The organism is Alicyclobacillus dauci (genome assembly GCF_026651605.1).
GTDB lineage: Bacteria > Bacillota > Bacilli > Alicyclobacillales > Alicyclobacillaceae > Alicyclobacillus > Alicyclobacillus dauci.
Genome location: NZ_CP104064.1, coordinates 467,175 through 488,012, shown reverse-complemented (window position 1 = coordinate 488,012; position 20,838 = coordinate 467,175). Strand labels below are relative to the sequence as shown.

The following is a 20,838-nucleotide window of genomic DNA, read 5'->3' as shown; positions in this document are numbered from 1 at the left end:
ATCACCCCTTTCAATGGGAGACGAGACCAAGTATTCGAATGTTATACGCCGAGTTCAGCCTGTACGACTTTGACGATGTCTGCTACCACTTTGCGGAGGATCGTTTCTTCCGGACCTTCGACCATGACGCGGACAATCGGTTCCGTTCCCGATTCACGAACCAACACTCGGCCACTGTTACCGAGAACGGCTTCGCCGGCTGCAAGTGCCGCCTGAATGGGTTCGTTGTCACGCCATGCATGCTTGTCAGAAACGCGAACGTTCTCCAGAATTTGCGGATAGCGCGTCATAATTTTGCGCAGCTCTGACAGTGGCTTGCCTGTCTTGACCAAGACATTTACGAGCTGAACGGCTGTGAGAATGCCATCCCCTGTAGTCGTGTGATCCAAAAAGATGATGTGCCCGGATTGTTCGCCGCCGAGTACGGCGTGATCGGTGCGCATCCGCTCCATGACATATCTGTCACCGACGGCTGTGCGCAAGACTTGGATGTCGAGGTTTTCCATCGCCTTGACGAAGCCCAAGTTGCTCATGACCGTTGCAACCAGCTTGTTGCCTGCAAGTTTGCCTTCTTCCTTCAATGCACTGGCGCAGATGGCCATGACGAAGTCCCCGTCGATAACCTGGCCTGTGGAATCCACCGCGATGAGTCGATCCGCGTCGCCGTCGAACGACAAACCAAGGTCTGCGTCGTGCATGAGTACGGCCTGCTGAATGACATGTGGATGAGTCGAACCGCAGCCGACGTTGATGTTGACGCCGTCGGGATCGGCATGGACGACTGTTACTTTCGCCCCGAGGCGACGGAACACTTCAGGCGCAATGGCGGATGCGGCGCCATTCGCGCAGTCGAGCACGATATGCAATCCTTCAAAGCGGTGTTCCACGGTTGACACCAAGAAACGCACATACCTTTCAAAAGCTGGCTCGTCGTAGATTCGACCGATCCCGTCACCGATGGGACGCGGAAGATTTTCTTCATCCTTCGCCAGAATATCCTCAATTCGATCCTCTATGTCATCCAAAAGTTTGAAGCCATCGCCACCGAAGAACTTAATGCCATTATCCTCAACCGGGTTGTGTGACGCCGAGATCATGACGCCCGCGTCTGCCCGGAGATGCTTTGTTAAATATGCAACACCAGGTGTGCTAATAACACCTAAGCGCAAAACATCAACACCCATGGAAAGAATGCCACTTACCAGCGCTGCTTCAAGCATGTCTCCGGAAATCCGTGTGTCCTTGCCGATCACGATGCGTGACCCAGGGCTCCGGGTCGTCAGTACGTATGCACCAACGCGACCAAGGCGAAACGCCAATTCCGGAGTTAAGTCCGCATTCGCAACGCCACGGACGCCGTCAGTTCCAAATAATCTGCCCACAAGAAACGCTCCTCTCTTAAGACTTGATCATTTTGCCACAGAAATCTGCTAAAGAACAGTAGAATCATTTTCTGTCTCTGGGAGAATGGAGAGAAACAAGAACCGAAAAGGCGTAACCGCGGGAATTGGTCACGCCTCACGAGCTGTACCTACCCGATTTGTACAGCAACGGTTCTCTGAGAAATGTCTGTTACGGAAACCCATTTTGGTACACGAATGGTTACATCTGCTTGATTTTGGTTTGGCTTGAGTGTTGACGCATCCACGTACGCCTGAATGTCCTTTGCCGAGAGCTTACTAATGACGCTTTGTGGCCCTGTTAAAGTCACATCAACCTTTGGTGCATCGGGCAGGGTGACCGTCTTGCCCTTTGGCTGGTTTTGGACGGAGACTGGTACCTGTTTGAGTGTGACGGTCGCGGAAGGTTCAATGGTCACCGTTGCACTGACCGTATCCGGTGTGACTTTTGTCATTCCTTGCAACAAGGGTACAGGTACGGTCAATGTCTTCGTCTGTGACAGTCCTGTTACGTCGATGGGGACGTTCAAACCATTTGCCGGCAAATCACTTTGTGCGAGCCCGGCTTCACTCACGTCCTGGTTATCCAAGGTCACACCGGACACTGCGTAGCCCGGTGCCGGAGAACCCGTCACTTCAGGTTGCAGTTTCACCTTTTCCTCCGACGTCTGGATGGGAACGTCGACGCTGATGGTTGATGGGGCGAGATCGACATTTTGAACAGGGTTGCCGTGCACGTCGACGGGTGTGAGATTGACGATTTTTGTTCCACTGTCCTTCATTCCGGTGACGTCGAGGGTACCAACGACTTGCGCCACAGACTGCACCAACGAATTGGCGCCACTCACGTCCACGGACTCCGTATTCAGCTTGAAGCTGCCGAGAGAGTAGCCCTGCGCGGGCGTCCCTTTCACTTGGACATCGATTGGTTTTTGGACGTGAACTTTCTTCTCCAACACCACCGTAACCGTCTGAGGTACGATGGTATATCGTTTCACATCGTTCGGCATACCCACGGCTGCAATGTTCAACGTCTGCGTTCCGGGACCGAGTCCTTGTGCGTTCGCCACCAATTGAACCTTCAACATGTCGGCCGGCAACGACGGGATACGAAGGTAACCAGCAGTGACTTTGACCGTAGCGGTGGATTGATCCATCGAGGCCACAACGACGTCGTCGCCCGACTCCACGTGAATGGCAAATTGGTAATCTTGCGTCAGAGTCATTCCGGACTGCTGCTGGGGAGTGGATGCAGACGCATCCGTCGGTGCGTGGACAGCCAACCAAATAATGCAAGCAAGCACCAAAGCGAGAATTCGGAGCACGTTATTGTTTCGCAAAAATCGATCCATTACGACTCCGCCTTTCTGTTCCAGAACGGAAAGGAGTTCATGCGCTTTGTGACAAGCAATCCGGTGAGGAGGTTCTTTAACCCTGGCTCATCGAGACCGCGGTGGAGCACGCCATCCACGCCAACGGAGATTTTGCCCGTTTCCTCGGATACAACCACGGCGACACCGTCGGACTGCTCGCTGATTCCGAGTGCTGCCCTGTGGCGTGTGCCCAGCTGCTTGTCCAAACTTCGATTCTCCGTGAGTGGCAGGAAGCACCCCGCCGCAACAATCTGATTGCTCCGAACGATAACGGCCCCATCGTGAAGAGGCGTATTTGGAATAAATAGGTTTATAAATAGTTCCGAGCTCACGTAACCTTCAATGGACGTGCCCGTTTCGATATACTCGTTGAGCCCCGTTTTGCGTTCCACGACAATGAGGGCACCTATCTTCGTTTTCGATAGAACCTGTGTTGCTTTCACTATCTCGTTCACGGCCTGCTGCGCCTCTTCACTGCCCTGCTGAGAGAGCGAGAGGTTCCAAAATTGTCCGCGGCCGAGTTGCTCGAGAGCGCGTCGCAATTCGGGCTGGAAGACAACGGGGATAGCAAACAACCCGACTTGTATAATTCGATTTAAAACCCAGCTGGATGCGGACAAATGGAGCAGACTGCTGATGACCGTAACGACAACGACAATGATGACACCTTTAAGAAGCTGTACGGCTCTGGTGCCGCGAATCAGCAGCAGCAGGAAGTACAGTACAAATGCGACAAATAAAATGTCGATGATGTCTTTGAAGCCGAAGTTACCGATGATAGTGAGCCAAGCGTCCATTTTCATCCACCCAACAGGAGAGCATGCACAAGTAGTCACCCTACATTCTTTCGCAGAAAGAAGGTCCACGTCAAGTCTATCACATCTACGCTCGACGACGTTGTCTTGTCACACGGCGTTTCTGCCGGTTTGACCGTGCTTTTTGAAGCGTTGCATAAAATCCTTGGTATAGTGCTTCGTGCCCCGGATCCGTGGGATGGATCGGGTTGCGGAAAAAACGAATGTCCCGAAATAGGCCGTTCTTATAATGTTCTACGTAGTCCGACTCGTGGCCGCGAAATATTTTTGACGCGTCCATGAGGAGCAATTTATGACGAGCTGCGACAGTGCGGATCATATCGTTCCACTGTGTGACAATGCGCTCCGCCATATCAAAGTTTGGAAACGGATTGTACAGCGTCGCTATGGCGAATGAATTGTACGGTCGATTGGCCCGGCTGACGATTTGTTCGATATCCTGGCGGGATCGTTCACAGACTTGGGCAATTTTATCCGGCTTGCCTTGAATCAGCGATGGAGCTGCCCGCAACAGATCGTTTCCACCAACCATCAGCGTCACAATTTGCGCCTCATCGAAAACGCACTCCGGCAGTTCCTCCAGGGACTTGTTCAGTTGCCTCGCGGTCCACCCAGGCTTCGCTTGGACATGTAAACTGACTCGGCCACTGCGAGCAAATTGTTGTGTTAACAGGCGCACGTAACTTTGCTCAGGAGATGTCGCTCCGTATCCATATGTAATGGAGTCACCCAGTGCAAGCATCAGCATCTTGTTTCGCCCTCCCCAGTGTTTTTTGCCACTGGTTTAGGCTATGGGCTTTACTTCATTCGCGTCACTACCATGGTCTATATAGAAACACCCGGTTCTGTGAGAGCCGGGTGCCAAATTACATGTGATGACCGCCTGGCTTCACAGAGTGGTCTTGCCGAACAGAGACTCCACGAGTTCGACTGCCATGACCGCGGTTTGATTGTGCGTGTCGAGGATGGGATTCACTTCCACGACATCCACAGACACGACCTTGTCAGAATCCGCGAGCATCTCCATGGCCAAGTGGCCCTCACGATACGTGACGCCGCCGTTGACGGGCGTGCCAACTCCAGGTGCGAACATGGGATCGAGTGCATCGAGGTCCAGGCTCAGGTGAATCCCGTCCGTGCCGTTTCCCGCGATCTCGATGGCTTCCTTCATCACCTGAGCCATGCCCAGTCGATCGACCTCGGCCATGGTATAGCAGTGAACACCCGCTTCCTTAATCAGCGTTGCCTCGTCGCGATCGATGGACCGAATCCCCACAAGGACGACGTTCTCCGGCTTCAGTTTGCCCTTTACGCCGCCGATACCAACGAGATCGTCGTGACCGTAACCGAGGCTGATGGCGAGCGGCATACCGTGAATGTTGCCGGACGGCGTCGTTTCTGGCGTATTCATGTCACCATGCGCATCGAACCAAATCACTCCGTAGTTCTTGCTCTTCTGCGCCATACCGGCGACACTGCCGATCGCGATACTGTGATCGCCGCCGAGGATGATGGGAATGTACCCTTCGTCAACAACGCGGCTGACGATGGAACACAGTTCCTTGGAGACCTCCGTAACTTCTCGAAGAAAGCGAAGACGGTTATCCGCACCGTCATCTTGCATTTCAGGTGTGGGGACGTTGATGTTGCCGAGGTCCTTTACCGTATATCCAAGGGTCTCTAGTTTCATGCTCAGACCTGCATATCGAATGGCACTTGGTCCCATATCGACGCCGCGACGTCGTTGACCTAGGTCGGATGGCACACCAATGATTCGAAGTTCCTGCATTTCGACTTGTCCTCCCGTTCGAGGTGGCCCGAAAGCTTGACGCACCTTAGTGATGATGAAGCTGGGGAATTCCCCATGACATGATGTGCGGGGTGACCGCAGATTCGATGAAGGCTGCAATGACTAACATGCCCCAGATAATAGGTAAGCTACGCGCAGTGCGATAAAGTGCGAATCGAAGTGGATGTGCGTCTCGATAGCGAGCGGATCGATCGCGCTTGTCCGCGCCCGCCACGGACGGATCGTTCATCGTTAACCGAAGACGGATGGCACGAATAACGGCCAGACCGTTTGCCATCCCGAGCGATGCAGCCCAGAAGATAGCCGACAATTCGAAAATCCCGTGCGGGAGCAGGCCATATACAATTGTCTCCCAAGGCGGAATTCCACCACCTGCAACGTCCGCTCTGGCCACGACAAAACCACTGATCAGACCGTTCATCCACATCATGTAGGCGGGAAATAGGCCGAACGCCAGTCCAAAAATGGCGAGTTCCGTTGCACTTGTAGCGTTGTGAATAAAAATGGACCAAAACAAGTGGATCCAACCTGTGTGATCTGTGGCCAGAATCGTTTGCTTCAGCTTCTGCAGCACAGGCGTCAACCAGGCACTGAACGATGCGGCACGTAACAAGCCAGTGAGAAAGCCCACAATGATTAAAAGAATAGAGACGCCAAAGTATATAGGTAGTTCTCCGCGACCGGTCGCAGCGTTTCGCTTCACTTTGTTTCACCTCCGATTGCATACCAAGGTGCCTAGTCGCAAACACTTTTCACAGAATAAAAGGGGGTTCTTCTGCTATGTTGCGATTAAAACGCACACTACTGTTCTCAGCGATCACGCTTGTATTTACCGCAGCGACCATCTTTGTGACGGGGACACCGGTTACAAAAGCGAATACCGACGTGAAGCCGAAAGCCATCTACAAAGTCGAAACAGACAAAAAGCTCGTCGCACTCACTTTTGATATCTCCTGGGGCAACAAAGTCCCGGAACCCGTTCTCGAAGTACTCAAGAAACAGCAAGTTAAAAAAGCCACGTTCTTCCTAAGCGGTCCATGGACGCTTCGCCACCCCGAGATCGCAAAGCAAATCAAGGACATGGGCTATGAGATTGGCAACCACGGCAACTTGCACAAGGACTTCTCGAACTACCCTGACAGTTGGATTCGCGAACAGGTTCAATTATCAGAGAAATCGATTCATCAAGTTACCGGCGTGAAAACCAAACTCATCCGGACGCCAAACGGTGACTTTAACCCACGCGTGATTGGGTGCCTGAACGGCATGGGGTACAAGGTTATCCAATGGAACACGGACTCACTCGACTGGAAAAATCCAGGGGTACAGAATATCGTCACGCGTGTGACAAAACGCGTGGTGCCAGGCGATATCATCTTGATGCACGCGAGTGACTCGTCCAAACAAATCGTTGAAGCCTTGCCGCAGATTCTCGACAACCTGCGCAAACAGGGGTACCAATTCGTCACGGTGTCCGAACTGCTGTCAAATGCAAGCGTTTCATCGAAAGTCCAGTAATGACCACGCCGCGGGTAACCGCGGCCTTCTTGCTTCGGATTCATCATACCGTACCGAATCTACCCAGACAAACCAGGGTTCAATTGGATAGAGTGCCTCCGTCCATCACATACTGATCTCGATAAACGAAAGCGATCGGGGGGGCTACCGTGAGCAAACAAACCGTCATACTTTCCGTGTTGTCCCTCACCGTGATGGCCGCGACTGGTTGTGGAACTCCCAACGCCAGTGCAGACGTGAGCGGTGCCGGCAACCCGAGCTATAGTCAGACGAAGCAAATGGTCATCGATATTCTGAACTCGAAAGACGGCAAAACTGCACTCATGGATACGTTGAAAGATCCGACGTTCAAGAATGAAATGATTGTATCGCAACAAGACGTTCAGCAAGCGCTGACGAAGTCCATAGAATCGAATAAGACACAGCAATTTCTCACCGAAAGCGCCAAGGACCCTAAATTTGCAGCTGCATTGGCACAGGCTGCTCAACCGCAATTGAAAGCAACCGTTCAACAGTTGATGAAAGAACCGTCCTTTCAGCAGGATATGTTGGTGTTGTTAAAGTCAAACGACTTTAATCAAAATCTACAGACCCTGATGCAAGGCCCCCAATTCCGACAGAACCTGCAGAATCTTATACTGCAATCGATGAGCTCTCCGGGGTTCCAGATGAAGTTTGAGAGCGCCGTCCAGAAAGCCGTTCAACAGTCCATGCAAAAAGGCCAAGGTGGCGGCGGAGGTCAGTCTGGAGGGAGTTCCGGCGGTGGCGGTGGCGGATCGTCTGACTCGGGTGGTAAGAGCAGTTAAATCGCGGGCCGTCCTCATAGCGTGAAAGACCGTGCGCTGACAGGCGGCCCGTTCGTTATGTACGAAAAAAGCACCGCCCTCTGAGCGAGAGACGGTGGCTTTTCCTACCTATTTATGTTTGCGTATCCATATGGTCGGCTTATCTTTGTAATTGTTTCGCTTTGAGACCGAGACGTTCCCCGACGCGGGTTGCAAGCTGTTTGTAAGCGGCCCCTTGCAATGAATCTTCACCGAAGAGTGCATCCTTTTGCTTATCCAAGTTGGCGATTGGGATTTCCGCAATCAGGTCGGTTTTCAACTGGTCAGCCACTTTTGCTCCACCGCCACGCCCGAAAATGTAGGCGGGTTCGTCACATACATCACATTGGTAATACGCCATATTCTCCACAACGCCAATGACTTCGTGGTTTGTCCGGACACCCATTAATCCAGCACGAACAGCCACGTCTGCAGCAGCCGCCTGCGGTGTCGTCACAATGAGCTGCTTGCTATTCGGCAACAGCGTGTGAATATCAAGTGCCATATCCCCCGTACCAGGCGGAAGATCCAGCAACACGACGTCAACGTCGCCCCAGTGTACTTGGCCAAAGAAGTTTCGCAACATCTTACCCAGCATCGGGCCGCGCCAGACAACTGGCGTGTCTTTTGGTACAAAGAACTGCATGGAAATCAGCTTTACGCCTTTCACTTCAATGGGAATGATCAACTCATCGATAACCGTCGGCTTCTGTTCCTGGACACCAAAAATAGCCGGAATGCTGAAACCATAGATGTCCGCATCAATCAGTGCTACACGGATGCCTTGCTTGGCAAGTGCAATCGCCAAATTAGCGGTCACCGTTGACTTACCCACTCCACCTTTGCCTGAAGCAACGGCCAAGAATTGCACAGGTCTATCCCCACGCAGCAGCGGTGGCACGTTTTGCTGTTGTTGCTGTGCCCCTTGCCCGCCTGCAGGCTGCCCGCCATGACCGCGTAACTTAGAGGCAAACGCCGCACGTTGTTCGTCGCTCATGTGCCCGATTTTCACTTCGGCATCGGTAATCCCCGGCAGCGTGAGCAAACGCTCTTGGACATCTTGTTCGATCACGGTCCGAAGCGGACACCCACGAATCGTCAGCAACACTTCCACGCTGACTCGATGTTCTTCAATTTCAATCTCCTGAACCATGTCCAATTCGACAATACTTTTATGCACCTCGGGATCTTCTACATCCCGGAGAACTTCTAATACTTGTTCCTTGGTGACCACGCAAATCTCCTCCCGCATGACCGCATTCTCTCAACAAGTGTACATCATTCGACACCGGAAACCAAACTGCCCGGTGAACCTTCATTTGCTGGTTTTGTAGCGTTATGCCGAGGAGTGTCCGCTTCAATGATCTCATATTGAGGCTGTCCATCGTGCAGCCAGTTCAGGGCAAACTTAACGGGCGGGGCATGGGGTCCAACAAACCACAGAGACTGCCCTGGCTCCAGCTCATAAGGTGGATGTAGGAGCTCGTTCGAGCTGTCCGGCCATTTGGCAGGCGCCTTAAGACCCACGTACAAAATGGGCAACAACTCATTGCTCCACGACACTAAGGAGACGCTGGTGAGCGTCTCCGAGGAAACATTCGTCACCTGAAAGATGTCTTTCCCAAACCACTTATCTCCTGTCGTGGCGAGTATCAAGCGCTTTTCCTTCGCCGCGTTGACATGTATCACATTCAACCTAAGTTGTTGTGCATGTGCGGAAAGGCTGATGGTGTTGCATGCCAAGAACAAGAGCGTACTCGAAGCCAGTATGAGCCGTCCGTGAAAAGCTCCCCGACGTCTACGAGAGGAACTCACTCAGTCATCTCCTTACCAAACAACATCACGACAACTGGGAAATCGACAACACTGGCGCTTCTAATCACTGACCATCGTCCGGTTCAGAAGGTGATTCGTTAAAGTACCGCGTCAGTGCAAGGTACATGGCAAACGCGACCTTGTCTTGATACACAGGTCTCTGTAACCAGCTTGCCTCGGTCGGGTTCGTGATAAACCCGATTTCCGCTAAAATTGTGGGACCCTTGACCCGCTTTAAGAGGTACAACGTACGATTTGACTGAATGGATCGACGCGTCGGTAACAACGTCTCCTGAAACGTCTCCTGCATGGTTTTGGCCAAGCGCTGCCCGTCATCGTTCTTGTGCAAGTACAGCACCTGAGCGCCGCACCAGTCAGGAGACGGCGCAGCATTGCAGTGAATGGAGACAAAGGCGTCGATCGGCTGCTCCCGGACAACACCGAGACGGCCTTTCAAATCTCCGAGGTGTCTACGTTTCTGTAGGCGGTCAGATTCTGTGGCGAGATCGGTATCCGTTGTTCTCGTTGTAATCACGGTCGCGCCTGCCTCGTGCAAATACCTTACCAGTGCCTGAGCGACGCTCAAGTTAATATCCTTTTCCTGAACCCCGCCGATGCCGCGCGCACCGGAATCTCTTCCTCCATGGCCTGCGTCAACAACAATGGTCCTACCATATAGACTATTCTCTACGACAGGCGAACTTTTCTCGGAATTCGGCTCCTCAGCCTGTCCTTCACTTTGCTCCGTAGAAACAGCCGTCGCGGATACTCTGTCTATGGGAAGCAAGTTGACCACGACCATACTGAAAAGAGCGATGGCGACAGCGGACAATATCGCTTTCCGACTATGCACAGTTTGTCACGCTCCAATCAAATTACGAGTGTGCAGACTGTCTTAAGTTGCGCAGAGAACAACCTTTTCATGAGGAGCGGGCTCCGGGGTAGCGAACAGACGGCGAGACCTACATCGCGGCGAAAAACAAAAATGCCGTTCCCCGACCCATGGACGAACCATGGGCCAACGAACGGCATCCGTTGTCTGAAATAATTAGCGCTTCGAGAACTGAGGCGCACGGCGAGCTGCTTTCAAGCCGTACTTCTTACGTTCCTTCATGCGGGCATCGCGCGTGAGAAGGCCAGCCTTCTTCAACGTCGAACGAAGTTCCGGGTCAACCTTCAAGAGTGCACGAGCGATCCCGTGACGAATCGCACCGGCTTGACCAGAAATACCGCCGCCATAGACGTTTGCATGAACGTCATATTGACCAAGCGTTTCAGTCAACAGCATTGGCTGCTTGACGATCAGTTTCAAGGTTTCAAGACCAAAATAGTCATCCATGTTGCGCTTGTTGACGGAGATGTTACCATCCCCAGGAATCAAGCGTACGCGAGCGACAGACGTTTTGCGTCGCCCAGTTGCCATGTACTGTAAACGAGCCATGTTTCTGTCCCCCCCTTATTCCATGTTACCAGGCGTATAAGGCACTGGCTTCTGAGCTTCATGCGGATGTTCTGGACCCGCATACACTTTGAACTTCGTGAGCTGTTGACGGCCCAATGTGTTGTGCGGCAACATGCCACGTACTGCATAGTAGAGAACGCGCTCCGGGTGCTTTGCAAGCATCTCAGCAGCTGTGGTTTCTTTCAAGCCACCCGGATAACCAGAGTGACGATAGTACTTCTTATCTTGAAGCTTCTTACCGGTAAACTCCACTTTATCCGCATTGATGACGACAACAAAGTCGCCAGTGTCAATGTGCGGTGTAAATTCAGGTTTATGCTTACCACGCAGAATGGACGCAATGTGGGTGGCCAAACGGCCTACACGCCAGCCAGTAGCATCGATGACGTACCACTTGCGTTCAACGCTGCCTGGCTTAGCCATATACGTCGTACGCATGAGTGATTCCCTCCGAATCAGTGATTTGACCAGTAGACGGTAACGGGGAGTCCATGGGGTCAAATATACCTGCATTATTCTATTACAAATCGTGTCACAGATCAAGTACTCTTCCGCCGTAAACAGTTGGATATTCGACATTCCACAGACACAACCCGTGGGGTGGTGCGGTTCGACCAGACGCTGCCCGATCACGAGCGGCCAGAATAGCCGGCATCGCGTCCGCATTTATCGAACCCAGCCCGACATCCACCAAGGTGCCGACAATGATGCGTACCATGTATTGCAGAAATCCGCTGCCTTCGCAAAAGACATACAGGTTTCCATCCCGGTCCTCCTGAAGTTCCACACGATAAATCCGTCGGACTTTGTTCTCCTGTGGTGCAGCGACCGCGCAAAAACTCGTGAAATCGTGCTCGCCGACCAACTCGCTGGCAGCAAGCCGCATTTGTGCGAGGTTGAGCGGCTCTGCAACGTGCCAGGAAAAGCGATACGTAAACACATCAGGAATGGGTTTGCGATACAACGCATAGCGGTATGTCTTGCGAACGACGGAGAAGCGAGCGTGGAACTCGGAGTCCACTTCTCGAGCCTGGATTGGGATGATGTCAGCCGGCAAACGGTTCCTGAGAACGTGCACGACACGATCCGCCGGGGGCCCGTATGGCTGGTCCCAGTGCACGACCTGTGCGCGTGCATGTACGCCCTTGTCTGTTCTTCCCGATCCATGGACCAGAATAGGGACTTGAAGCATGTTGGAGAGGGTATCCTCGAGAACGCCTTGAACTGTGCGGAGACCCTGTTGACGAGCAAAGCCGTGGAAGTCGGCCCCGTCGTACGCAACGACAAGGCGAATTCGTCCTCCACGGCTCTCTTGGCTCTTCATACTCATTGAACGAGTTCGATGAGTACCATCGGAGCTGCGTCACCACGACGAGGTCCGATTTTTACAATTCGAGTATATCCACCATTGCGCTCCTGGAAACGGGGTGCAATGTCACCAAACAGTTTCTGAATAGCGTCTTGAGCGTTCTCACCCTCAAGCTGTTCGCGGCGGACGAATTGTGCCACTTGACGACGAGCGTGCAAGTCGCCTCGTTTTGCCAAGGTGATCAATTTATCAGCGATAGAACGAAGTTCTTTCGCCTTTGCTTCCGTCGTTTGGATCTTTTCGTAGAGAAACAGGTCCGTTACCAAGCTACGAAACAAAGCCTTGCGATTGGAAGATGTACGATTCAGTTTACGGTAAGCCACTTCATTTCCCTCCTTCGCCAGAGACGTCAAAAGTGCTCAGTCGTCGTCGCGCAGACCCAGACCCAGGCCTTCCAGCTTCTCGACAACCTCTTCGAGAGACTTCCGTCCCAAGTTGCGCACCTTCATCATTTCTTCCTCAGAACGTGAGCAGAGTTCTGCCACTGTATTGATTCCAGCGCGCTTCAAGCAATTGTACGAACGGACCGACAAGTCCAGTTCTTCAATTGGCATATCCATCACGCGATCGTTCTGCGTACTTTCCTTTTCGACCATCATGTCGGTATCTTTACCGCGATCAGTCAGCCCTACGAAGAGCATGAGATGATCCGTGAGAATCTTCGCCCCGACGCTCACCGCTTCGTCTGGCGCAACACTTCCGTCCGTCCAAACTTCCAGCGTGAGCTTATCGTAGTCAGTCACTTGACCAACCCGCGTGTTCTCGACTCCGAAGTTTACACGCGAAATTGGCGAGTACAATGAGTCGATTGGAATTAAGCCAATTTCCTGTTCGTCCGGTTTGTTGCGATGCGCAGGCACATAGCCGCGGCCCCGACCAGCGCGCAATTCCATATAAACACGCGCGCCTTCGGTCAACGTCGCGATGTGCAAGTCCGGATTCATGATGTCAACATCCGAATCGGCTCGAATGTCGGCGGCGGTGATTGCTCCCGGATGATCCGCGTCGATAATCAAGATCTTCTCTTCGTCGGAGTGAATTTTGAGCGAGAGCCGTTTGAGATTGAGAATGACTTCGGTGACGTCTTCAACGACGCCTGGAATTGTGGCAAACTCATGCAAAACGCCCTCGATCTTCACTGAGCGGACAGCCGCCCCTGGAATGGAGGACAGCAAAATACGCCGTAAAGAGTTTCCGAACGTCGTGCCGTAGCCACGCTCCAGAGGCTCGCAGACAAACTTCCCGTAGTCCTCTGTCTGTTCGACAATCTCAATCCGCGGCTTCTCTATTTCAATCATTCATAATCCTCCTTGTCGACGCTCGGAACCGGCCGGTTCATCCGTGCCTGTCATGCAACCGAATTACCGCGAGTAGTGCTCGATGATCATTTGCTCTTCGATTGGCGTGTCGATCTCCTCACGAGCAGGTTTACGCAAAACCTTACCGGAAAGATTTTCGGCATCCATTTCGAGCCAAGCCGGGATGGTGCGAGTACCCAACAGTTCCACCAATTCCTTTACGCGACCCGCTTCACGGCTCTTTTCACGAACCGCAATCACGTCGCCTTCACGAACGAGGTAGGATGGGATATCAACACGACGTCCATTGACATTGAAGTGGCCGTGACGGACCAACTGACGAGCTTCTGCGCGAGAAGCTGCAAAGCCCAAACGGTAAACCACGTTGTCAAGACGGCTCTCGAGCAGTTCAAGCAGGTTTTCACCTGTGACACCGCGACGGCGAGCTGCTTCCTCGTAGTAGCGTCCAAATTGATTTTCTAAAACACCGTAGTAACGGCGAGCCTTTTGCTTTTCACGCAATTGTGAGCCGTACTCCGATGTGCGTTTACGACCTTGTCCATGTTGACCAGGTGCATATGGGCGCCGGTCGATGGCACACTTTTCACTGAAGCAGCGATCGCCCTTCAAGTAAAGCTTAATGCCCTCGCGACGGCACAGGCGGCACACTGGACCTGTGTATCTTGCCATTCTAGTCTTGACACCTCCAATTTCTTGTATACCCACGATGCATAAAACGAGCAAAACTCGTTTAAATTACTTTATTCAGCCGCACCTCGTCATCAAACGCGACGACGTTTTGGCGGGCGGCAACCGTTGTGCGGAATCGGCGTAACGTCACGAATACCTGCAACTTCGAGCCCAGCAGCTTGCAGTGCACGAATAGCAGCTTCACGACCAGCGCCAGGACCCTTTACGGTCACTTCTACGCTCTTCATACCGTGTTCCATAGCCGTACGTGCCGCAGTTTCAGCAGCCATTTGAGCGGCATAAGGTGTGCTCTTACGGGAGCCTTTAAAGCCCACGTTACCAGCACTCGACCACGAAATAACAGCACCGGACGGATCCGTGATGCTGACGATTGTATTGTTGAATGTGGAACGGATGTGCGCCACACCAGCTTCGACGTTTTTCCGATCGCGACGGCGTGGACGCGCAGCAGCCGTACCACGGCGTTGCTTCACATTTGCCAAGCGTTACACCTCCCTAATTACTTCTTCTTACCTGCAACCGTACGACGAGGACCTTTACGTGTACGTGCATTGGTCTTTGTCCGTTGACCGCGAACTGGCAAACCACGACGGTGGCGAACACCACGGTAGCTGCCGATTTCCGTCAACCGTTTAATGTTCATGGCGATTTCACGACGCAAATCGCCTTCTACTTTAACAGTCTTATCAATCTGGTCACGGAGACGAATCACTTCGTCTTCCGTCAACTCATTTACACGACGGTTTGGATCAATACCGGTCTCCGCCAAAATCTTGTTTGACGTTGTACGACCGATGCCAAAGATATACGTCAAGCCGACTTCCACGCGCTTATCACGCGGCAAATCGACGCCGGCAATACGAGCCATGCTGTCTGTCCACCTCCAAATATTCATCAAATCTATAGAAACACGATTGCAGACCCAAAAGGGTTTCAGCCGCGCTGCAAATCGTGGATGAAACATCCTAAAAGAACGCCCCGCTTAGCCTTGGCGTTGCTTGTGTTTAGGGTTTTCACAGATGACCATCACGTTGCCTTTGCGACGAATGACTTTGCATTTCTCACACATTGGCTTGACAGAAGGCCGTACTTTCATCTAGAACCCTCCTCACTTGCGGTATCATACCGCATATTGAAGTGGAATACCAGTCTATTGTCACTTGTAACGGTAGGTAATCCTTCCACGTGTCAAATCATACGGTGACAATTCGACCGTTACTCTATCACCAGGCAAGATTTTGATGTAGTGCATCCGAATCTTGCCGGACACATGCGCCAAAATCTTATGTCCGTTTTCAAGCTCGACACGAAACATCGCGTTTGGCAAAGGCTCAATGACTTTGCCTTCGACTTCGATCACATCGTCTTTAGCCACTCACCGCGCCTCCTTCTGCACTCTCTTGTGCTACTACCAACCGTTCTTCCACGAACTTACGGATTGCGTATCGCAACTGTGCATTGTTCACTCGTCCGTCCAGTTTGATTTTCTCAGCAACGTCCTGCGCGACATACGCCATCTTGCGAACATGCGATATGTTCTTCTTCTTCGGCTTATCGGATCGACGCATCGATCCGTCCGCAATGAAAAGAAATCGCTCATCCGCATGCCCAACCACCACCGCTACAAGTCCGGCGTCGCGGCCTTGAATCACCTCAACGACGCTACCTACAGGGGGTAAGTCTCGGGGTACGCTCATAGTCGCAAGAGTCACCTCACAAAAGGCTGTAAAACGGCCTTCACGTCAGCGTGAACCTTATCAATGGGCTGTTCGCCCTCGACTTGATAAAGCACGCCGCGCTCCTTGTAGTAATCAATCAGAGGGGCCGTTTGCTGATATTGCTCAAGTCTGGTCTTGACCGCCGCTTCCGTGTCATCCGGGCGTTGGTAGAGTTCCCCTCCACACTTATCACAGACACCCTCCACTTGGGGCGGCTGAAATACTGTGTGATAAGTTGCTCCACAGGATCGACAGATGCGTCGTCCCGTGAGTCTCGCGAGAAGAACATTCTCATGCACGTGAATGTACAGCACTGCATCAAGTGGCCGATGAAGCTCATTCAGCATCGCGTCCAGTGCTCCTGCTTGTTCGAGGGTCCGAGGAAATCCATCTAACAAGAACCCACGCTGTGCATCCTCTGCCTTGAGGCGTTCCCGCACCACCGCAATGGTGATCTCGTCTGGAACAAGTCGACCACTGTCCAAGTAGGACTGCACTTGCTTGCCGAGTTCGCCTCCAGATGCTACAGCGCGCCGGAACATGTCTCCGGTCGAAATGTGCGGGATACCGAAATCCGACTGAATTCGTTCGGCTTGGGTGCCCTTCCCTGCACCGGGAAGGCCAACGAGTATCACTTGCACCTTTTATCCCCCTTGTTCGAGCTCTTTATCGAATGAATCCTCGATACTGCCGTTGTAATAACTGACCTTCCATCTGCTGCATGGTCTGCATCGCAACGCCAACCAGGATGATCAGCGACGTGCCGCCAAGCTGGAACGATGTGAGGCCGATGCCATTTAGCAGAAGGTACGGCAATATAGAGATGACCCCCAGAAAGACCGATCCGAACACTGTCACGCGATTGATGACCTTCACAATGTACAGTTCCGTGTCGTAGCCGGGGCGTACGCCCGGGATGAACCCGGCATGCTTTTGAAGCTGCTCCGCCATTTGCTGCGGATTGAGTTGCACATGCGTATAGAAAAACGAGAAGGCGATGATGAGCACCACTTCAAGTGCCATGTACCAGCCTGTATTCGGACTGAGGTACCGAAGGATGAACGCCGCCCACGAATGTGTCTGGAAGTACGACGCGATGGTGTATGGCAGAATCAACAGCGACACTGCAAAAATCACCGGAATCACGCCAGCTGCAATCACCTTAATTGGAATATAGCTCTGCTGGCCGCTATATACGGTGCGACCGACAACACGTTTCGCATATTGAATGGGGACCTTTCGTTCTGCCTGCTGTACGTAGACAATCAAGGCGAAGACGACGACAATCCCAGCCAGCAACAGCAGAACCTTGAGGATACTGAGGAACAGGTGGTTTGATTGTCCCATGAACCACTTCGTGTAAACATCTTGCCCAAGGCCCGAAAACCTCGAAAGGATACCGACGAAGATGAGAATCGAGATGCCGTTGCCGACACCCTTTTCGGTAATCATTTCGCCGAACCACATAAGTAGTGTATCACCCGTCGTCAACGTCAGAACGATGACGATATACGACCACCAGTCGTTCACCAACAAGAGATTACTGCGGTGGAACATGTACGTGAACCCCACTGCTTGCACAAGTCCCAGACCCACTGTCAAATAGCGAGTGATCTGTGTTAAGCGTTGCCGCCCCGATTCGCCTTCCTTTTGCCATTCTTCGAAACGCGGGATGACACCGGATTGCAGCAATTGCACAATAATGGACGCCGTAATATATGGCGTCACACTCATGGCAAAGATGGAGAAGCGGTAAAACGCCCCACCAGAAAACATGTTTAACAGGCTGAACAGCGCGTTGTTTCCTTGCCCTGAATTCAGCGCATTGACGTTCATGCCGGGCACCGGAATGAACGTCCCAATCCGATACACGGCAATTACCATCAATGTAAACAGAATCCGATTGCGAAGGTGTTTCAAACGCCACAGGTTCAAGGTGGCCTGCAACACGTTAAATCACCTCAACGGATCCGCCCGCGGCTTCAATCTTTTCCTTCGCGGTCGTGGAAAAAGCGTGCGCTTTAACCGTCAATTTGACTTGAATGTCACCCGTACCGAGAACCTTCAAACCGTCCAGTGGTTCGCGGATGATACGTTGCTCGAGCAAGAGCTCTGGCGTTACTACGGTACCCGCCTCAAGTGCGTTCAGTGCTTCCACATTCACAGTTGCGAACTGCTTCGCAAAACGCTTGTTGTTGAAGCCACGCTTTGGCAAGCGACGAAAGAGAGGTGTTTGACCACCTTCAAAGCCAGGACGAACACCGCCGCCGGACCGAGCCCATTGACCTTTGTGACCGCGCGTCGACGTCTTACCCATGCCAGAACTGGTACCGCGTCCGACACGCTTACGAGTGTGACGCGCACCAGGCTGTGCCTTCAGTTCATGTAACTGCATCCTAGGGACACCTCCTTATTCGAAGAATTAAGCGTCTTGTTCGACGACTTCCACCAAGTGTGAAATACGGTTGACCATCCCGCGAATGACAGGTGTGTCACTGCGAACAACCGTTTGTTGTAACTTAGTCAGTCCAAGTGCCACCGCTGTCTTGCGTTGATTCTCGGGGCGGCCAACTGGGCTGCGCTTTAGCGTGATCGCTAACTTCTTTGCCATGTTGACTCCTCCTTAACCGAGAATTTCTTCGACACTCTTGCCGCGAAGACGAGCTACTTCGTCAGCACGCTTCAGTTGCTTCAACGCGTCGAGCGTCGCGTGCACCATGTTAATTGGGTTTGTCGAACCAAGGGACTTCGTCACGATGTCCTTGATGCCAGCTAACTCGAGCACAGCACGTGCCGGGCCGCCAGCGATAACGCCGCTACCTTGCGGAGCTGGCTTGATGAGAACACGACCTGCACCGAAACGACCAAGTGATTCGTGCGGGATGGACGTCTTCTTCATCGGGACGTGAATCAAGTTCTTCTTTGCGTCGTCAATCGCCTTGCGTATAGCATCAGGAACCTCCTGTGCTTTACCCATGCCAGCGCCGACATAACCATTCTGGTCACCGACCACGACGAGAGCGGAGAAGGAGAAACGACGACCGCCCTTCACGACCTTCGCTACGCGGTTAACGGCAACAACGCGTTCGGACAATTCGAGTTGATTTGGATCAATGCGCACGTGAACACCTTCCTCTCTGTTTTAGAATTCGAGACCAGCTTCGCGAGCTGCGTCAGCAAGTGCCTGAATACGACCGTGATACAGGTATCCGCCGCGATCGAACACAACCGACTTGTGGCCCTTCTCAATGGCGCGCTTAGCGATGAGTTCCCCAACCTTGCGAGCAGCTTCGACGTTGCCGCCGTTGCCTTCCAATTCCTTGTCCAAGGTCGATGCACTAGTCAACGTGTTCCCCGTGGCATCGTCAACCAACTGGGCGTAGATGTGCTTGTTGGAACGAAATACATTCAGTCGCGGACGAGCTGCCGTGCCGGATACACGCCCACGAACGCGTACATGCCGACGTTTACGAGCTTCGTTGCGATTTGGTTTAGTAATCAACCGGAGTCACTCCTTTCACGACGCGCGTAGATTATTTCTTACCAGTCTTACCAACCTTACGGCGTACGTTTTCGCCTTCATAACGAATCCCTTTACCTTTATACGGTTCGGGTGGACGAAGTTCCCGAACTTTCGCCGCATACGATCCGACCAATTCCTTATCGATACCGCGAATGACGAGCTTCGTTTGTGCCGGTACCTCTACCTCAATGCCTTCCACAACCGGCAGTTCAACCGGATGTGAGAAACCGAGGGACAACGTAACCTTGTTGCCCTGCTTGTTCGCACGATAACCGACGCCGACGAGATCGAGGTTTTTCGTGAAGCCATTTGTGACGCCTTCAACCATGTTCGCAACAACACTGCGGGTCGTACCATGCAGTGCCTTATGCTTCTTGTCGTCACTAGGACGCTCCACACGAATCTCGGAGTCTTCAATCACGAGGTTCATATCTGGATGCAACGTACGCTCCAATTGACCTTTTGGACCCTTGACAAGAAGATTTGATCCGTCCTGTTTCACTTCGACTCCTGTCGGAACCGCAATTGCCTTACGTCCAATACGGGACATAACTCACACCTCCAATCCAGCAAAATTACCAAACGTAACAGAGAACTTCTCCGCCAACACCCTGCTGACGGGCATCCCGGTCCGTTAAAATGCCTTTTGATGTCGAAAGAATCGCTACACCTAAGCCGCCGAGAACGCGCGGGATGTTGTCGCTATTGACATACACCCGAAGACCTGGCTTGCTGATGCGCTTCAACCCGGTGATAACGCGTTCCTGACCTTTTCCGTACTTGAGGAAAACGCGAATCATACCCTGTTTCTCGTCATCCACGAATTCCGCATCACGAACGTAACCCTCGTTCTTGAGGATTTCAGCGATTGCACGCTTCATGTTCGAGCCTGGAATCTCAACTTTTTCATGACGCACTTGGTTCGCATTACGAATCCGCGTCAACATATCCGCAATCGGATCGGAAATTACCATCGTTCAATGCCCTCCTTCCCGAAGAACTTACCAACTAGCTTTCTTAACGCCCGGCAGCTGTCCTTTGTATGCCAGCTCACGGAAGCAGATACGGCAGATACCGAACTTGCGCAATACCGAGTGCGGACGTCCGCAGACACGACAACGAGTATACGCACGCGAGCTGAACTTCGGTTGACGCTGTGCTTTTATAATCATCGACTTTTTCGCCACGGTTCTACCTCCTAA

The 20,838-nt window shown here is 52.5% G+C and carries 31 protein-coding genes; 2 read left to right on the top strand and 29 right to left on the bottom strand.

Annotated features, from left to right (window positions below; all coding sequences use genetic code 11):
* Window positions 1-41 precede the first annotated feature (41 nt).
* From glmM to NZD86_RS02485, 6 genes are all read right to left on the bottom strand, one after another.
* Window positions 42-1,382 carry a phosphoglucosamine mutase gene (gene glmM, locus NZD86_RS02510; protein ID WP_268044926.1) on the bottom strand — a complete coding sequence of 447 codons (1,341 nt, stop codon included), beginning with the start codon at window positions 1,380-1,382 and terminating at the stop codon, window positions 42-44.
* A gap of 149 nt (window positions 1,383-1,531) precedes the next feature.
* The gene (locus NZD86_RS02505) at window positions 1,532-2,752 is read right to left on the bottom strand and encodes a CdaR family protein (RefSeq protein ID WP_268044925.1); all 1,221 of its coding nucleotides are present in this window, start codon (window positions 2,750-2,752) and stop codon (window positions 1,532-1,534) included.
* Window positions 2,752-3,570 carry a diadenylate cyclase CdaA gene (gene cdaA, locus NZD86_RS02500; protein WP_268044923.1) on the bottom strand — a complete coding sequence of 273 codons (819 nt, stop codon included), beginning with the start codon at window positions 3,568-3,570 and terminating at the stop codon, window positions 2,752-2,754. Before cdaA ends, NZD86_RS02505 begins: the two co-directional genes overlap by 1 nt.
* Window positions 3,571-3,655: 85 nt before the next feature.
* Complete coding sequence (locus tag NZD86_RS02495) at window positions 3,656-4,336, bottom strand: SGNH/GDSL hydrolase family protein (protein ID WP_268044922.1); 681 nt, start codon at window positions 4,334-4,336, stop codon at window positions 3,656-3,658.
* Between the two features lie 141 nt (window positions 4,337-4,477).
* Entirely contained in the window at window positions 4,478-5,377 is a 900-nt protein-coding gene (gene rocF, locus NZD86_RS02490) for an arginase (protein ID WP_268044921.1), read from the bottom strand.
* 46 nt (window positions 5,378-5,423) lie between these two features.
* On the bottom strand, window positions 5,424-6,101 hold the full coding sequence (locus NZD86_RS02485) for a stage II sporulation protein M (RefSeq protein ID WP_268044920.1): 678 nt from the start codon (window positions 6,099-6,101) through the stop codon (window positions 5,424-5,426).
* 77 nt (window positions 6,102-6,178) lie between these two features.
* Here NZD86_RS02485 and pdaB point away from each other — a divergent pair, with 77 nt between their 5' ends.
* Complete coding sequence (gene pdaB, locus NZD86_RS02480) at window positions 6,179-6,916, top strand: polysaccharide deacetylase family sporulation protein PdaB (protein WP_268044919.1); 738 nt, start codon at window positions 6,179-6,181, stop codon at window positions 6,914-6,916.
* 149 nt (window positions 6,917-7,065) lie between these two features.
* Window positions 7,066-7,722, top strand: coding sequence for a spore germination lipoprotein GerD (gerD, locus tag NZD86_RS02475; RefSeq protein ID WP_268044918.1), 657 nt, complete (start codon window positions 7,066-7,068; stop codon window positions 7,720-7,722).
* A gap of 139 nt (window positions 7,723-7,861) precedes the next feature.
* Here gerD and NZD86_RS02470 read toward each other — a convergent pair whose 3' ends face one another.
* From NZD86_RS02470 to NZD86_RS02360, 23 genes are all read right to left on the bottom strand, one after another.
* Window positions 7,862-8,974 (bottom strand): Mrp/NBP35 family ATP-binding protein, encoded by a 1,113-nt coding sequence (locus NZD86_RS02470; RefSeq protein WP_268044917.1) that lies wholly within the window; start codon window positions 8,972-8,974, stop codon window positions 7,862-7,864.
* Between the two features lie 44 nt (window positions 8,975-9,018).
* Window positions 9,019-9,555 carry a hypothetical protein gene (locus tag NZD86_RS02465; protein WP_268044915.1) on the bottom strand — a complete coding sequence of 179 codons (537 nt, stop codon included), beginning with the start codon at window positions 9,553-9,555 and terminating at the stop codon, window positions 9,019-9,021.
* 64 nt (window positions 9,556-9,619) lie between these two features.
* The gene (locus tag NZD86_RS02460; protein ID WP_268044914.1) at window positions 9,620-10,408 is read right to left on the bottom strand and encodes an N-acetylmuramoyl-L-alanine amidase; all 789 of its coding nucleotides are present in this window, start codon (window positions 10,406-10,408) and stop codon (window positions 9,620-9,622) included.
* A 195-nt stretch (window positions 10,409-10,603) separates the two neighbouring features.
* Window positions 10,604-10,996 carry a 30S ribosomal protein S9 gene (gene rpsI / locus NZD86_RS02455; protein ID WP_268044912.1) on the bottom strand — a complete coding sequence of 131 codons (393 nt, stop codon included), beginning with the start codon at window positions 10,994-10,996 and terminating at the stop codon, window positions 10,604-10,606.
* Window positions 10,997-11,011: 15 nt separating this feature from the next.
* Window positions 11,012-11,455, bottom strand: a complete 444-nt coding sequence (gene rplM / locus NZD86_RS02450; protein WP_268044910.1) for a 50S ribosomal protein L13 — start codon at window positions 11,453-11,455, stop codon at window positions 11,012-11,014.
* 94 nt (window positions 11,456-11,549) lie between these two features.
* On the bottom strand, window positions 11,550-12,341 hold the full coding sequence (gene truA / locus NZD86_RS02445) for a tRNA pseudouridine(38-40) synthase TruA (protein WP_326492629.1): 792 nt from the start codon (window positions 12,339-12,341) through the stop codon (window positions 11,550-11,552).
* Between the two features lie 2 nt (window positions 12,342-12,343).
* Entirely contained in the window at window positions 12,344-12,709 is a 366-nt protein-coding gene (gene rplQ, locus NZD86_RS02440; RefSeq protein WP_268044908.1) for a 50S ribosomal protein L17, read from the bottom strand.
* Between the two features lie 36 nt (window positions 12,710-12,745).
* Complete coding sequence (locus NZD86_RS02435) at window positions 12,746-13,684, bottom strand: DNA-directed RNA polymerase subunit alpha (RefSeq protein ID WP_268044907.1); 939 nt, start codon at window positions 13,682-13,684, stop codon at window positions 12,746-12,748.
* A gap of 63 nt (window positions 13,685-13,747) precedes the next feature.
* A complete protein-coding gene (gene rpsD / locus NZD86_RS02430; RefSeq protein WP_268044906.1) occupies window positions 13,748-14,374 on the bottom strand; it encodes a 30S ribosomal protein S4 in 627 nt (208 codons plus the stop codon).
* Window positions 14,375-14,466: 92 nt separating this feature from the next.
* Window positions 14,467-14,877 (bottom strand): 30S ribosomal protein S11, encoded by a 411-nt coding sequence (rpsK, locus tag NZD86_RS02425; protein ID WP_407655205.1) that lies wholly within the window; start codon window positions 14,875-14,877, stop codon window positions 14,467-14,469.
* A gap of 17 nt (window positions 14,878-14,894) precedes the next feature.
* Window positions 14,895-15,263, bottom strand: a complete 369-nt coding sequence (rpsM, locus tag NZD86_RS02420; protein ID WP_268044905.1) for a 30S ribosomal protein S13 — start codon at window positions 15,261-15,263, stop codon at window positions 14,895-14,897.
* A gap of 114 nt (window positions 15,264-15,377) precedes the next feature.
* Window positions 15,378-15,491 (bottom strand): 50S ribosomal protein L36, encoded by a 114-nt coding sequence (rpmJ, locus tag NZD86_RS02415; protein ID WP_008339738.1) that lies wholly within the window; start codon window positions 15,489-15,491, stop codon window positions 15,378-15,380.
* 60 nt (window positions 15,492-15,551) lie between these two features.
* The gene (infA, locus tag NZD86_RS02410; RefSeq protein WP_268044904.1) at window positions 15,552-15,770 is read right to left on the bottom strand and encodes a translation initiation factor IF-1; all 219 of its coding nucleotides are present in this window, start codon (window positions 15,768-15,770) and stop codon (window positions 15,552-15,554) included.
* Window positions 15,763-16,092: a KOW domain-containing RNA-binding protein gene (locus tag NZD86_RS02405; RefSeq protein ID WP_268044903.1), complete on the bottom strand. Its 330-nt coding sequence runs from the start codon at window positions 16,090-16,092 to the stop codon at window positions 15,763-15,765. Before NZD86_RS02405 ends, infA begins: the two co-directional genes overlap by 8 nt.
* 11 nt (window positions 16,093-16,103) lie before the next feature.
* The gene (locus NZD86_RS02400; protein ID WP_268044902.1) at window positions 16,104-16,754 is read right to left on the bottom strand and encodes an adenylate kinase; all 651 of its coding nucleotides are present in this window, start codon (window positions 16,752-16,754) and stop codon (window positions 16,104-16,106) included.
* Window positions 16,755-16,779: 25 nt separating this feature from the next.
* Complete coding sequence (gene secY / locus NZD86_RS02395) at window positions 16,780-18,063, bottom strand: preprotein translocase subunit SecY (RefSeq protein WP_268044901.1); 1,284 nt, start codon at window positions 18,061-18,063, stop codon at window positions 16,780-16,782.
* Window position 18,064: 1 nt separating this feature from the next.
* Entirely contained in the window at window positions 18,065-18,508 is a 444-nt protein-coding gene (gene rplO / locus NZD86_RS02390; protein WP_268044899.1) for a 50S ribosomal protein L15, read from the bottom strand.
* A gap of 27 nt (window positions 18,509-18,535) precedes the next feature.
* Window positions 18,536-18,724: a 50S ribosomal protein L30 gene (rpmD, locus tag NZD86_RS02385; protein WP_268044898.1), complete on the bottom strand. Its 189-nt coding sequence runs from the start codon at window positions 18,722-18,724 to the stop codon at window positions 18,536-18,538.
* 12 nt (window positions 18,725-18,736) lie between these two features.
* Window positions 18,737-19,234 (bottom strand): 30S ribosomal protein S5, encoded by a 498-nt coding sequence (gene rpsE, locus NZD86_RS02380; protein ID WP_268044897.1) that lies wholly within the window; start codon window positions 19,232-19,234, stop codon window positions 18,737-18,739.
* 21 nt (window positions 19,235-19,255) lie between these two features.
* Window positions 19,256-19,615: a 50S ribosomal protein L18 gene (gene rplR, locus NZD86_RS02375; RefSeq protein ID WP_268044896.1), complete on the bottom strand. Its 360-nt coding sequence runs from the start codon at window positions 19,613-19,615 to the stop codon at window positions 19,256-19,258.
* A gap of 31 nt (window positions 19,616-19,646) precedes the next feature.
* Window positions 19,647-20,186 (bottom strand): 50S ribosomal protein L6, encoded by a 540-nt coding sequence (gene rplF, locus NZD86_RS02370; protein WP_268044895.1) that lies wholly within the window; start codon window positions 20,184-20,186, stop codon window positions 19,647-19,649.
* A 25-nt stretch (window positions 20,187-20,211) separates the two neighbouring features.
* Window positions 20,212-20,610 carry a 30S ribosomal protein S8 gene (gene rpsH / locus NZD86_RS02365; protein WP_268044894.1) on the bottom strand — a complete coding sequence of 133 codons (399 nt, stop codon included), beginning with the start codon at window positions 20,608-20,610 and terminating at the stop codon, window positions 20,212-20,214.
* Window positions 20,611-20,637: 27 nt separating this feature from the next.
* Window positions 20,638-20,823: a type Z 30S ribosomal protein S14 gene (locus tag NZD86_RS02360; protein ID WP_268044893.1), complete on the bottom strand. Its 186-nt coding sequence runs from the start codon at window positions 20,821-20,823 to the stop codon at window positions 20,638-20,640.
* Window positions 20,824-20,838: the final 15 nt, after the last annotated feature.